This window comes from Xanthomonas sp. NCPPB 2933 (genome assembly GCF_056725225.1).
The window spans coordinates 4000493-4014356 of the sequence record NZ_CM161518.1 but is presented as its reverse complement, the minus strand read 5'-3'; the positions used below and the strand labels follow the sequence as shown (position 1 = coordinate 4014356).

The following is a 13864-nucleotide window of genomic DNA, read 5'->3' as shown; positions in this document are numbered from 1 at the left end:
AGGAACTGATCAGATCGCCCTCATCGCACGGCCCCGCAGCCAAGCCGCAGATCATCCACTCCAGACCGACGCATCCGCACCGTCCCATCACCCCTCAAGATGACCCGAGAGCGTGAGCCTCAAAGCAGTGTGGCTGTTCCCAAGCAAGCTGGCCGAAGGCGCGATGCCCTCACCACAAGCGAGACACGCCGTACATCCATCCCCTGAGCTGAGCCATTCCGATTGCGGCTAGCGCTCAGCCCATCAATTCAAAACGTGCAGACACGCCCGCCGCTTCAGCAGAAGGCGCCACCCACACATCGAACACGCCAGGCTCCACGGTTGGTTGCAAGGCCTGGCCGATAAACAACAGATCCTCACGGCGCAGCACGAATTCCACCGCCACGCTGCCGCCTGCCGGCACTGCAAGCTTGCGAAAATCCTTCAGCTCGCGCACCGGGCGGCTGATGCTGGCGCTGCGGTCGCGGATGTAGAGCTGCGCCACTTCTTCCGCATCGCGCGTGCCGCGGTTGTGGATGCGCGCGCTGATGCGCAGGCTGCCGGTCGCCGTCATCCGCGTATCGCTCAAGCGCAGCTCGCCGTATTCGATGCGGCCATAGGTCAACCCGTGGCCGAAGGGGAACAGTGCGGTGTTGGGCACCGTTCGGTAGTGCGTTTTATACGGCTCCAGCACATCCGGCTGCGGATTGGGGCGGCCGCTGGAGGTGTGTGCGTAGAAGTAGGGCACCTGGCCTGCCGCGTGCGGAAAGCTCACCGGCAAGCGGCCCGATGGCGCACGCGTACCAAACAGGACGTCGGCCACTGCAGCGCTCGCCTCCGAACCCGGGAACCAGCTGACCAGGATCGACGCGCATGCGAGCACCGGCCCTTCCAGCGCGAGTGCACGGCCGGTGCTCAGCAGCACCACGACCGGCGTGCCGGTGGCGATCACGGCCGCCAGCAATTGCTGCTGTATCTCGGGAATGCTGATCTCGGTGCGCGACTGCGCCTCGCCCGAATAGCTCAAGGGTTCACCGATTGCCAGCAGCGCCACATCGGCATTGCCTGCGGCTGCCACTGCCGCCTGCACGCCGCCCGGCAGCGCTTGATCGAAGCCGCAACCGTCCTCCACGCGCAGTGCATCGGGGTCGTCCAGCGCGCCCGACAGTGCAGCGGCCAGCGTGTTGCGGTTGTCCTCTTCATCGAACAGGCTCCACGGCCCGGCGTGATTGAGCCAGTCGCGCGCCATTGGCCCGATCAGCGCAATGCGCTGGCCGCTGCGTCGCAATGGCAACAGCTCGCCGTCGTTCTTCAGTAACACCACCGATTTGCATGCGGCTTCGCGCGCCAACGCCAGGGTCTCGGCGCGGCGCTGACGCGACTGCGCGAGCCTGGGCCGGATGCGCCGGAACGGATCGTCGAACAGCCCCAACGCCGCCTTGAACGTCAGCACGCGGCGCACCGAGGCATCCAGCCGTGCCATCGGCACCTCGCCTGCGGCGACCAGGGCAGGCAGGTAGCGCAGATACAGGCCGCTTTCCATGCTGATGTCCACCCCGGCCATGAAGGCCAGCCTGGCCGCCTCGCGGTCGTCGGCTGCAACGCCGTGCGCAACCAGTTCCTGGTCGGCGCTGAAGTCGGACACGACCAGGCCCGGGTAGTCCCACTCCCGCCGCAGCACGCCATCCAGCAACCACGCGTTGGCCGTTGCCGGAATGCCCGACAGTTCGTTGAATGCCGCCATGGTCGTGACCGCGCCCGCAGCGAAGGCGGCCTGAAACGGCGGGAAATAGACTTCGCGCAGCGTCCGCTCGGAGACATCCACACGGTTGTAATCCAGCCCTCCTTCTGCCGCGCCGTAGGCGGCGAAATGCTTGGGACAGGCTGCCATCGCATCGGGATTCGCCAATCCTGCATCGCCCTGGAAGCCGCGCACCCGCGCCTGTGCGAACAGCCGCCCCAGCAGCACGTCTTCGCCAGCGCCCTCGACGCCACGGCCCCAGCGTGCATCGCGGGCGATGTCCACCATCGGCGCGAAGGTCCAGTCCAGACCGACCGCACTGGCCTCCATGGCCGCTGCGCGCGCCGTGCGCCGTGCCAGGTCTGGCTCGAAGCTGGCCGCTTCGGCCAACGGCACGGGGAAGACGGTGGTATAGCCATGGATCACATCGGCGGCGAACAGCAACGGAATGCGCAGCCGGCTTTGCAGCGCTGCCTTCTGCAGTTGCTGGTGCCAGCGCACGTTGGAGCCATTGAAGACCCCGGTCAGCCGCCCGGCCCGGGCCGCAGCCAGCTGATCGTCCCCATCGGCAGAGCGTGCAAGCGGATTGGCGACGATCGCCTTGCCATCCTGCTGCGCCGAGCTGAACAGGCTGAGCTGGCCGGCTTTTTCTTCAACGCTCATGCGCGCGATCAGTGCGTCGATGAAAGCAGGCGTGCGCACCGCCCCTGACGGCAGCGCCCAGCCGGTGGGAATGCGCGCGAGCAGGCCTAGCGCGGCGGCGCCACCCAGCAGCTGGCGCCGCGTCGTGCGTGGAGACATGTGAGGATTCTTGGGTGGCAGTGGGTGTGCACGCTACAGGATGGGCGACGCAGGTAACCAGACTGCTTTCGCTTTCCGCGCGGTGACAACGCAGAGGCCTGCAGATCGATCACGAACCGGTCATGCACCTCGTTGCGCGTGCGAGCGTGATGCCCGGATGGCCAAGCCCGCCGATGCCGACCACGCTCACGATGTGGCAGGGGTCGATGCCGCAGCAATGCAGCGGCGCAAAGGTTGCGATGCCGATTGATCGCAACATCATTGCGGCGCACTGCGCGCCGCGCGGCGCTCGAACTGCCACGGCGGCATGGCGCCTTCGTTGACGGTTCGCCAGCTGGTACGCCAGGCTTTGCGCGGTACCTCTCCGCATCACCCACCGTGGCAGCCAGCCTGGTGCATGCGCGCCACTGCGTGGCGACCGGATGCTCAGCGGGTCTTGCAGAACAACGACAAGTCCACCGACGCGGCCATGCGTTGATAACCGGCATCGTTGGGATGCAGGAAATCGCGGGTCAGGGCGGCGGGCAGCCACTCCGGCCTGGCGGGGTCGCGCAGCGCTGCGTCGAAGTCGATCACCGCATCGAATGCCTGCCCATCGCGGATGAAGCCGTTGAGCGTCTGGCGTGTGGCCGCCGCCACCGGCTCGTAGCGATCGGAGTTGCCGAACGGCGTCAGCGTGGCGCCGATCACGGCGATGCCGTGTTGCTGCAGCCGGGTCACGATCTGGCGATACCCCAGCACCATGTCGGCGGCATTGCGGCCGGGAATCGCATCCGGCGGACCGCTGTGGCGGATGTCGTTGATGCCTTCGAACAGGATCACCTGGTCCACGCCGGGCAGCGACAGCACGTCGCGATCCAGCCGCGCCAGCGCGCTGGGGCTGCGGCCATCGTCGAGCAGCTTGTTGCCGCTGATGCCGGCGTTGAGCACCACCACGCTGCCGGGGCAACGCTGCTCCAACCGCCTGGCCAACAGGGCCGGCCAATCGCCATTGGCGCCGCGCGTGGCGGTGGCGCCTTCGGTGATCGAATCGCCCAGCGCCACCACCACCGTCTGGCGGGGATGCGGCGGTTGGACGTAAAGGGCGGAGATGACGTTCTGGCGATACGCCAACGCTTTGCTGTCCGGCACCTCGGCCTGGCCCTTGATCACCCTCAGTGCGGTGCGGCGTACCGCCGGACGCGCCGGCGTGGGGAAATACAGGCTGACCGCCACCTCGCCCAATGCCGGTGCGCGCAGCGGCACCGGGTCGCTGAGCAGCACGCCACCGGGCGGCAGGGTCACGCTGGCGCGGCCATCGAAGCGCAGCGGTTGCGCGTCCCCGGCGCCGCCGAGCAGGCGCGCGGTGCCCGCACCGATCGTCAGCGGTGCGGTGCCCAGCTCGTTGCTGATGCGCACGCGCAAGGCCACTGCCGCACTGCCCAGGCGCATGTCCTGGCGCACCGTTTCATCGGCAAATTGCAGCGGCGTGTCGGCACCGCCGTCGAGCCGGTCCGGCGTCGCCGAGGCGATCCAGGCCGGCACCCAGCGTGGTGCCGGGTGCGCAGTGGCCGGGCCCGCCAGCAAGACGCCCAGTGTCGCAGTCATCATCCATCGCCAGGCCATGCGCAACACTCCGTTGTCGATCAGGAAAAGAACACGCCGCCGTTGACGTCCAGGTTGGCGCCATTGATGAAGCTGGCCGCATCCGATGCCAGGTACAACGCCGCATCGGCGGCTTCGTCCGGGCGGCCTTCGCGTCGCAGCGGGGTGGCATTGGCGACGAAGGCCCGCACTTCCGGCTTGGTGAAGTCGTCGTGGAAGCGGGTGGAGATCATGCCGCAGCACAGTGCATTGACGCGGATGCCGCGCGGGCCCAGTTCCTTGGCCATCGCGCGCGAGAACGTCATCACCGCCGCCTTGGCGGTGGCGTAGATTGCTGCGCCCGGTCCGCCGCCATCGCGCCCGGCAAGCGAGGCGAAATTGACGATCGCGCCGCCCTCGCGCATATGCGGCGCCACTGCCTGGGTGGTCAGGTAGACCGATTTGAGGTTGAGGTCCATCACCTGATGGAAGAAGGCCTCGTCGATGTCGGCCAGTGGCTTGCGTGCCAGCATGCCGCCGGCCACGTTGATCAGCACGTCGATGTGCTGGCCGAATGCGGTGCGCGTGGCGGTCAGCAGGCCGGCCACGGCGGTGGCGTCGGTGACGTCGGCGCGGTGCAGGATGCCCTGGCCGCCGGCGGCCTGTAGTTGCGCCAGCGTGTCGCGCGCGCTGGCGTCGTCGTTGGCGTAGTTGATGCAGACCTTGGCGCCGGCCGCAGCCAGCTTGAGCGAGATGGCGCGGCCGATATCGCGGCCACCGCCGGTGACGATGGCGACCTTGTCGTGGAATTGCATGCGGGTGTGTCCTGTTGGTGTGGGGAAAGCGGAGTAGGCAGCGGGCACGCTCAGGTGCCCGGTGCGTCGAGTCGGTGGATGCGGCCGGTGACCAGCCACAGCGCGGCCAGCGAGGCCGGCACCAGCGCGGCGACCAGGATGAACATCGGTGCGTACGAGGTCGCGGTCATTACCGGGACCAGCCAGGTGGTGATCAAGGTGCCGGCCACCGCGGCCATGCCGCCGATGCCGGCCAGCGAGCCGACCGATTTGCCGGCGAACAGATCGCCGGGCAGGGTCTGGATATTGCCGATGGCGATCTGGAAGCCGAACAGCACCGCGGCAATCGTCAGCACCGCCATGCGCGGGTCGGCCGCCTGCACGGCGCCGAGCAGCGCCGGCGCCATGATCGCCCCGCCCAGGGTGATGGTCCATTTGCGCGCGCGGTCCACGCTCCAGCCGGCCGCGATCAGGCGCCCGGACAGCCAGCCGCCGCACAGGCTGCCCAGCATCGCGCCGACGAACGGCACCCAGGCGAACGCGCCGATCTGCTTGATGTCGAAGTGGAAGGTCTCGGCCAGGTAGATCGGCAGCCACGACACGAACAGCCACCAGATCGGGTCCAGGAAGAACCGCGCCAGCACGATCCCCCAGCTTTGCCGGTGCGACATCAGCTGGCGCAGCGTGGGCAGGTAGGCCGGCGGCGGCGCGCTGCCGGCCTCGGGCGCATCCAGGATCAAGGCACGCTCGGCCGCGTTGACCCAGGGATGCCGGTCCGGCCCGGCGCGGTAGATCACCAGCCACGGCAGCAACCAGAGCATGCCGAGCATGCCGATCAGCACGAACGTGCCCTTCCAGCCGAACGACAGGAACAGCAGCGCGATCAGCGGCGCCGAGACGATCGCGCCGATGGAGGCGCCGGCATTGAAGATGCCCTGTGCCAACGCACGCTCGCGGGCGGGAAACCATTCCGCATTGGCCTTGACCGCGCCGGGCCATGCGCCGGCTTCGCTGATGCCCAGCAGTGCGCGCACTACCGAGAACGCCATGATGGAGTGGGTGAGGGCATGCAGCGCGATGGAGAGTGACCACACCGCGATGGACAAGGCAAAGCCGAGCCGGGTGCCGATGATGTCGAACAGCCGTCCGAACACGAACTGCCCGGCGGCATAGAACAGCATGAAGATGGTGACCAGCAGCGCGTAGTCTTCCTTGGTGGCGCCGATATCGCGCGAGATCGCCGGCCACATCACCGCCAGCGCGTTGCGGTCGATGTAGTTGATCACCGTGGCCACCGCGATCAGCGCCACGATCAGCCAGCGCACCGCCGAGCGCTTGCCTGCAGGGCCGGTGCGGGTGGAGGTGATGGCGGTGCTCATTGCACACCTGCGGCACGATCGAAGCGCGCGTAGCCGCCGCGCCAGCTATAGCGCTGACCGGCCGCCTGCACCTGGTGGGCGCGTTGCGCATCGGCGTCGTCGGCCACCGCCAGCGCGATGCGCTTGCCGCCGACCAGGGTGAGCACGATCACCTCGGCATCGTCGCCGCGCACGCGCTCGATGGCGCGGATGCGGCTGTTGGCCCCATGCACGTATTCGGCGGTGCCGTTGTATTCGCCATGCGGTTCCAGCACGCCGAAGAAGCTGACATTGGCCTGCCCATCGACGCGCTGGATCAGCGCCGGTTCGCGGCGCAGGTTGAAGTTCGGGTCGTTGGCGCCGCTTTCCACCAGCAACGCACGCGAAGGCATGCTGCTGCCGAAGCGGTAGCTGTAGAAACGGCCAGCGAGCAGCCAGCTCAGGCTGCGCGTGTCGGTGCTCGCGTCGCTGGAGGCATCCACCCACAGATGCTGGTAGCCATTGGCCTTGCCCAGCACCGGACGTTGCGTCAGTGCGCGCTCTGCGGTGAAGCCGACCTGCATGATCTGCCCGTTGAAGTGCAGCGGCAGGTCGTAACGTGCCGGAGCGCTGGCGGTGACGCGCAGCAGGTCGATCACCACCGGCAGGCGCAGCTCCGGGTGCGACAGCAGCGCCTGGGTGCGGGTGAAGGTGACTCCGTCGTAGGCCTGCTGCATGCGCGCGGACACGATCTGGGTGTCGGCAGTGCTGGCGAACAGCAGCTGCGTCGGCGCATGTTGCTCGCCCACTTTCCAGTCGCCGTTGAAGTGGCTGGTCTCGTTCACCACCAGCGTGTTGTGCGCAACCGTCTGCTTGGCCCAACTGGTGTTTTCCGGCAGATAGATGCCGCCGGCCTTGGCTTCCACATTCAAGAAGCGCGCCGCGCCGTAGTCGGTGACCACGCGCTGGCCGTTGTCGTAGAACAGCCAGTTCAACTTGTCGAAATGGCCGTGGCCCATGCCTTGCGAGGTGTTCTTCATCACCAGCGCCTGGCCGTCGTCGCCACCACTGCGCAAGATCGCCAGTGCGCCCTGGTCGCCCTGTGCGCCATCGCGCAGCAACACGCTGCCGAAGGCGAACGGTTGGGCGCGGTCCTGCGCGAGTGCGGTGGCCACGGCCAGGCCTTCGGGTGTGAGCAGCACGCGGCGCTGGCGTTGTGCGATGGACAGCAGCTGCGCATCGTGGGTCTGCGCGTAGGCGATGCCGATGCCGGCCACCAGTTCTTCGGTGTCCAGGCCCTTGTCGAGGATGGCGTCGTTGATCGGGAAGAAATAGCCGCCGTAGCTGCTCTGCACCAGGCTATTTACGGCCTTGAGCAGCACGCCGTCGCGACGCTGGAAGATGCGCTGCTGCGGCTGGTTGCGCGCGATCGCGTTGGCGAACAGCACGAACGGTGCCAAGGCATAGCGCTGGTAATACGGGCCTTCGGCGTAGTAGCCGTCCGGCGAGAACAACTGGTCCACCTGCGCCAGGAAGCCGGCCTTGCCATCGCGCTTGCTGCCGCGCAGCGCCTTGTCCACCAACGCCTGATCGCGCAGCACATAGCCGGTCATGCCGACCGCGGCCACCGCCCAGGTGGCGTGGTTGTGGATCTTGTCGAAGTTGTCGGCGCTTTCGTCGCACAGGAAGTGCGCCATGCGCGCGAACACATCGCGGTCGATGGTGGCGCGGTCCTGCGCGCTGAGCGTGTCGCGGATGGCGTCGTAGCCCTGGCTTGCGTAGACCAGCCACACCGAGTCGTTCAAGGACTGCCAGAACAGCCGCCCTGGCACCTGGCCGCGCCCGGCGGGGTGTGCGCCCAGCGTGGGATACAGGCGTGCGTAGGCCAGCAGCACGTCGCGCGCGTAGTCGGCGTAGGCGCGATCGCCGGTGAGCCGGTACAGCGCGCCGGCCGCCTGGATGGTCTGGTAGTTGCGTTTGTGCTGCTCGTGGCTGGCGCCGCCGCCGGGATCCCTGGGCACCGGCACGTCCACGCCGGCCCGCATCGCCGCGCGCACGCTGGCTTCGGCGCGCGCCTGTTCGCGGGCGAACAACGGCAGCCTGGCGCCTTCGCTGGCCATGTCGCGCCATTGCTGGGCGCTCACCAGCACCGGTGCGTCATTGGTCGCGCGCTGTTGCGGCTGCGCCGCTTGTTCGGCTGCAGCTAACGGGGCGGCGATGCAGGGCAGGGCGCTGCCGGCACCGACCAGGACCAGCAGCAACAGGCGGGTGGAACGGGTCATAGCAGGGGCTCCGCTGCGTCGGCATGCAACGCCGGGGTGCCGACGAACTCGTTGCCGCTGGCGATGAGGTGGGGCGTGCCGGTGGTGTGCTGCGCCAGGATCGCGGCGCTGTCGACGAAGCGGTTGTTGCGCAGCCCAATGCGCTGTACGCCGTGCAGGCGCAACGACGCATCCGCAGCGCGGCCGACCTGCGTGAAGTGCGAGTCGCTCACCTGCAGCACCGGGCCGAAGGTGCTTTCGTCGCGGCCACCGCGATACAGGTCCAGCACCGGCCCGGCGACGCGGTGGAACTGCGACTGCCGCACCGTCACCTGTTCGACGTTGTAGGTGCCACGGTCGTCGGTCTCGGCGTGCGCGGACAGCACCCGGCCGGAGACGTCTTCGACCAGCAGCCGGTCCAGCAGGATGTGGTCGGCCAGGCTGCCCTTGCCGAGTGCGATCACATCGAAGCCGGGGTGCGCGTCCAGATGATGCAGATGCGTGTCGCGCAGCGTGAGCTGGTATTGCGCCACGGCGGTGCCGGGCATCGTGCGGATGACCGCGTTGCCCGGCTGCGCGGGCGCGGCGCGGCCATCGATATCGAGCCGGGCCAGGCTGAGCGAGCCGCCGGGTGCGATCTGGAACAGTGCCGGTTGCGAAAAGCGGATCCGTGCGCGGCCGCGTGGCGGGCCTTCCAAGGTCAGTGGGCGGTCCACGTCGAGAATGTCATCGACCTGGTAGCGCCCAGCGTCCAGTTGCAGGCGATCGCCGGGGCCGGCCTGCGCCACGGCGTCGGTCAGGCTGGCCGGGCCGGGTCGCACGCGCGTGCGGCGGCCGCTGTCGGTCACCGCTTGCGGCGCCTGCTTGGGGTACCAGCTCACGCCCACCTGCGCGCGCGCGATGTAGCTCAGCGCCGGGTCTGCGCCGACGCCGTTGGCGTTGTCGGCGACCAGCAAGCCGGTGCTGGCGCGGGTCATCGTCACCTGGCGGCTGTTGACGCCGCCGGGCAGGCGGGTGGATGCCAGCGGGCTTTGCAGGTTGCTGGCAAAGGCAATGCCGGAGAGATCGCCCAGCACGCGCACCGGGTCGGACGCGGCCACGATCAGGTTGCCGGCAAAGCGGCTGTTGATCGGTGCGGCGGTGCGTTCGGCATCCATGCCGGCGCCGAAGAACAGCTGATTGACGCTGACGAAGGTGTTGCGCTCGATGCGCGCCTGGTCCACCTGCACGTAGCGGTTGGCGGGCGAGTTGGGCACCCCGTACATGATGCTCAGTGCCGACGAATAGCCATCGCCGGCCAGGTTTTCCAGATAGTTGTGGCGCACGGTCTGCTTGCGGTTGATCACGCGGATGCCGCCGGTGTCGGCCTTGCCATCGCCGAAGAACACATTGCGCTCGACCAGGTTGCCATCGCCATGCCGCAGCACCAGCGCGCCGCGCGATTGCTTGAATACATTGCCACGGTAGGTGTTGCCGCCGGACTTGTTGGAGACCACCTCCACCTCGCCGTCGCAGCCTTCGAACCAGTTGTTGTCCACCACCGAGTTGGAGGCGCTGTCGGCATCGCTGCTGGTGCCGATGCGTAGCGTCTCGCCGCCATTGGCGCCCAGGTTGGGGCGTGGCCCGAACCAGTTGTGGTCGATGCGATGGCGGTTGTCCAGGCCCTGGGTGGCGTCGCGCACCACCACCAGGGTGGGGCCGGCATTGGTCTTGCCGACCAGCTGGTTGTGATCGAAGCGGTTGTCGCTGTCGTACAGCGCCACCCAGTTGTCCGAATCGCTGCGGGTGGGCTTGCTGAAGCCGTCCACCACCACCCCGGTGATGCGGCTGTGGCGCGCGCGTTCCTTGCTGGAAATGCGGTACGACAGCACCGCATCGCCCGGGCTATGGCCGTCGCGGAACACCAGGTTGGACACCACCAGGTAGGTGCCGGCCATGCGCAGGTCGGAGGTGCCGCTGATGATCACCTTGCCGGGCGTCTGCGCGGTGAGGGTGATCGGCTGCTCGGCGGTGCCTTGCCCGCGCAGCACGATGGCGAAATCCCGCCACTGCCCATCGGCCAGCACGATGCGATCGCCGGCACGTAGTGCGGCCGCCGCCACGGCGTACTCGCTCTGGTCGTGCACCAGGTACTCGGTGGCCTTGGCCGAGCCGATCCAGGCGGGCGCACACAGCAGCAACAGGCAGGCAAGGGAGACGGGGGATCGCATCGGGATGCTCCTGGACGCTGGCGCGTCGGTGATGGCCGAGGGTAACAGTGCAGGCTGGATCGTAAACCAAAATCGTAGTCCAGTTGCTCGCTATTGAAACGGGTGGAACGCCGGATGTCATGCTGCGTGCGCACAAAATATCTAGCGAAATTGGCCTAATCAGGTGGCTCGTTAGGTAAATCGAGGAAATGATTGACTTGGAGTTTATCCGCGTGGAATCTCCGCATTGCTCGATTTCGGGCGTCCTTTGGGAGGAGGAATTGTGCGGTATTTAGAAATAGTCCAATCATCTATACCAATTAGCCGTAACGTCTTGGCTCAGGCGCTGCTGGGCGCCCTTGCACTGGCGAGTGCACAAGCGGCCGCCCAGCAGACCGATGCTGCCCAGGCGCCGCCGCAGCAAGCACCCACCACGCTGGACCAGGTCAAGGTCACCGGCATCCGCAGCTCGATCCAGTCGTCCATCGACAGCAAGCGCGAGCAGACGGTGGTGGCCGACGTGCTGTCGGCCGAGGACATCGGCGATCTGCCGGCGCTGTCGATCGGCGAGGCGATCGAGACCATCACCGGTGCGGCCACGCACCGCGAAAAGGGCGGCGCCTCGGAGATTTCCATCCGTGGCCTGGGGCCGTTCCTGGGCTCGGCCACCTTCAACGGGCGCGAGGCCAGCAACGGCAGCGGCGACCGCTCGGTGAACTTCAACCAGTTCCCCTCCGAACTCATCAACACCGTGGCGATCTACAAGACCCAGCGCGCCGACTTCGTCGAAGGCGGCATCGCCGGCACGGTCAACATGCAGACCGTGCGGCCGCTGGAATTCGGCAAGCGCCGCGTGCAACTGGACGGGCGCGCGACATATGCCGATGGCGACAGCAAGTTGCGCGACGCCGATGGCGTGGGTTGGCGCGGCACCGTCAGCTACCTGGACCAGTTCGATCTGCGCGGGGCCGGCAAACTCGGGGTCTCGCTCGGCCTGCAGCGGCTGGAGGGCACCAACCCGGAAGAAGTGATGAGCAGCAGCTCCACCTGGACGGCCTGCAACGCCAATGAGGTGGTGGGCGCCAGCCGCAACTGCACCGCCGTGACCCCGGCCCAAGTGCAGGCCGGCACGCCGTATTACCTGGCACCCGGCAGCCGCGTATACCGCCAGATCAGCGAACACGATCAACGCGACGCGGCCTTCGCCGCGCTGCAATGGCGGCCCTTCGACGGCCTGGATGTGGCACTGGATTACCAGGACTCGCAGCGCACCGTGACCGAAGACCGCGCCGAGCTCAATTTCTCCGAGACCTTGCGCAACCTCAACAACCGCCAGGTGGGCGACAACGGCGCCTTGCTCGGCCACACCGGCAGCAGCACGGTGGAGTCCTCCACCGACTACAAGGTGCGCGACGAGCAGTATCGCGGTGGCGGGCTACGCGTGGAATGGCGCCCGAACGCGGCCTGGATGCTGTCCACCGACCTGTCGTATTCGCGCACCGAGCGCAGCGAGATCGACCGCCTGATGCGGCTGCGCTCCAACGCCACCGACATCAACGGCAACCGCGTGCCCGGGATCAACGGGCAACGCGTGGACTACACCTATACCTACGCCGGCGATGTGCCGGGGATCGTCGTCGATCCCGCGTTCGACCTGAACAACCCGGACAATTTCAGCGCGGCCGCGCGCGCGCGCCGCGACGAGTTGCGCCGCGAGCACACCATCCGGGCCTGGCGTTTCGATGGCGCCTTCACCCCGGAAAGCGGGCTGCTCACCTCCATCAAGGGCGGCGTGCGCCTGTCCGAGGCGACCTACCGCGACCTGGACGACCGCGTCGAGCGCAATGTCACCGATGCGGCCACGATCCGCGCCGCCAACCTGGCCTGCCGGCAACCGTTTCCGCAGGAGGATTTTCTCTCCAGCGCCAGCGGCAACACCATCCAGCAGTGGGCCACCTTCGACAGTCGCTGTCTGTTCAGCGCCATCACCGGCGTGGACGACACCGGCCGCAACGCCGACCCGCGCGGCACCGCCGACGCCGACGTGGAAGAAAAGACCCGCGCGCTGTACGTGATGGGCGAGTTCGCCAGCACGCTGTTCGGGCTGCCGCTGGATGGCAACCTGGGCGTGCGCTGGGTGCGCACCGACGTGAGCTCGGTGGGGTTGCGCGGCGAACTGGACGTGGTCGACAACCCCGACGGCACCATCCAGCTGGTGGAAACCGGGCGCTTCGCCGCGCAGACGGTGCGCGCGTCCAACCGCGTGTTCCTGCCCAGCTTCAACGCCAACATCGGCCTCACCGACCAGACCCAGCTGCGCGTCGGGCTGTACCGGGCCATGGCGCGTCCGGATCTGGTGGCACTGTCTGCCGGGCGGACCTTCATCCTGGAACCGGGGGCCGAATTCAATAACGTCGGCGAGGCGATCGGCAGCATCACCGCCACCGGCAACCCGCGCACGCAGCCGCTGCTGTCGTCCAATGCGGACGTGTCGCTGGAGTGGTATCCCAATGCCGACTCCCTGCTCAGTGCTGCGCTGTACTACAAGCAGTTCACCGGTGGCGCGGTGCCCACGGTGGTGGACGAGCGCTTCGTCATCGACGGCACGTCGGTGGTGGTGCGGGTGGTGCAGGACGTCACCACCCGGCAAAAAAGCGATCTCACCGGGCTGGAGCTGACCGGCACCCACCGCTTCTCCTACCTGCCGGCGCCGTTCGACGGCCTGGGCGTCAAGCTGAGCTACAACTACGCCGATTCCAACTACAAGACCCAGGATCTGCGCCTGGGCGACCAGGTCGATCCGGCGACCGGCCTGGTGAGCAGCGGCATCGTCGCGCCGGCCAATATCTTCGGCCTGTCGCGGCACGTGTTTTCCGGCCAGCTGTATTACGCCATCGGCGCGGTCGACCTGCAGGCCATCTACAAGTACCGCTCCGAGTATTTCCAGAAGTTCGTCGGCGCCCCGGCGCAGAACCGCTACGTGCGCGACAGCGGCACCCTGGACCTGCGCGCCAGCTACCGCTTCAATGCGCAGCTGTCGGTGTCGCTGGAGGCGTCCAACCTGACCAACGAGCCGCGCATCTCCGACATGCCGGTGCCCGGCAGCTTCCGTGAGTACAACACTTACGGGCGACGCTATTATTTGGGGGTGCGCTACCGGTTCTAATGTCGCTTACCGGCACGGCTTCCGCCGCGCCAC

General features: G+C 67.6%; 7 protein-coding genes. 1 reads left to right on the top strand and 6 read right to left on the bottom strand.

Annotation, left to right across the window (positions count from 1 at the left end):
• Positions 1-235: 235 nt before the first annotated feature.
• The 6 genes from AC1PLU_RS16575 to AC1PLU_RS16550 form a co-directional block, all read right to left on the bottom strand.
• Positions 236-2521, bottom strand: a complete 2286-nt coding sequence (locus AC1PLU_RS16575) for a glycoside hydrolase family 3 N-terminal domain-containing protein (protein ID WP_481106782.1) — start codon at positions 2519-2521, stop codon at positions 236-238.
• 426 nt (positions 2522-2947) lie between these two features.
• Positions 2948-4126, bottom strand: a complete 1179-nt coding sequence (locus tag AC1PLU_RS16570; protein ID WP_481106781.1) for an SGNH/GDSL hydrolase family protein — start codon at positions 4124-4126, stop codon at positions 2948-2950.
• Between the two features lie 20 nt (positions 4127-4146).
• Positions 4147-4899 carry an SDR family NAD(P)-dependent oxidoreductase gene (locus tag AC1PLU_RS16565; protein ID WP_023903049.1) on the bottom strand — a complete coding sequence of 251 codons (753 nt, stop codon included), beginning with the start codon at positions 4897-4899 and terminating at the stop codon, positions 4147-4149.
• Between the two features lie 50 nt (positions 4900-4949).
• Positions 4950-6257 (bottom strand): MFS transporter, encoded by a 1308-nt coding sequence (locus tag AC1PLU_RS16560; RefSeq protein ID WP_481106780.1) that lies wholly within the window; start codon positions 6255-6257, stop codon positions 4950-4952.
• A complete protein-coding gene (locus tag AC1PLU_RS16555) occupies positions 6254-8497 on the bottom strand; it encodes an oligoalginate lyase (protein WP_481106779.1) in 2244 nt (747 codons plus the stop codon). Before AC1PLU_RS16555 ends, AC1PLU_RS16560 begins: the two co-directional genes overlap by 4 nt.
• Complete coding sequence (locus AC1PLU_RS16550) at positions 8494-10686, bottom strand: polysaccharide lyase 6 family protein (protein ID WP_481106778.1); 2193 nt, start codon at positions 10684-10686, stop codon at positions 8494-8496. Before AC1PLU_RS16550 ends, AC1PLU_RS16555 begins: the two co-directional genes overlap by 4 nt.
• Before the next feature lie 313 nt (positions 10687-10999).
• On the opposite strand from AC1PLU_RS16550, the gene AC1PLU_RS16545 reads away from it, so the two are divergent.
• Positions 11000-13831, top strand: coding sequence for a TonB-dependent receptor (locus AC1PLU_RS16545; protein WP_481106777.1), 2832 nt, complete (start codon positions 11000-11002; stop codon positions 13829-13831).
• Positions 13832-13864 lie beyond the last annotated feature (33 nt).

Bases quoted from the DNA above. Each gene is read 5' to 3' on its own strand.
- AC1PLU_RS16575 (WP_481106782.1), bottom strand. From the start codon at position 2,521: ATGTCTCCACGCACGACGCGGCGCCAGCTGCTGGGTGGCGCCGCCGCG.
- AC1PLU_RS16570 (WP_481106781.1), bottom strand. From the start codon at position 4,126: ATGGCCTGGCGATGGATGATGACTGCGACACTGGGCGTCTTGCTGGCG.
- AC1PLU_RS16565 (WP_023903049.1), bottom strand. From the start codon at position 4,899: ATGCAATTCCACGACAAGGTCGCCATCGTCACCGGCGGTGGCCGCGAT.
- AC1PLU_RS16560 (WP_481106780.1), bottom strand. From the start codon at position 6,257: ATGAGCACCGCCATCACCTCCACCCGCACCGGCCCTGCAGGCAAGCGC.
- AC1PLU_RS16555 (WP_481106779.1), bottom strand. From the start codon at position 8,497: ATGACCCGTTCCACCCGCCTGTTGCTGCTGGTCCTGGTCGGTGCCGGC.
- AC1PLU_RS16550 (WP_481106778.1), bottom strand. From the start codon at position 10,686: ATGCGATCCCCCGTCTCCCTTGCCTGCCTGTTGCTGCTGTGTGCGCCC.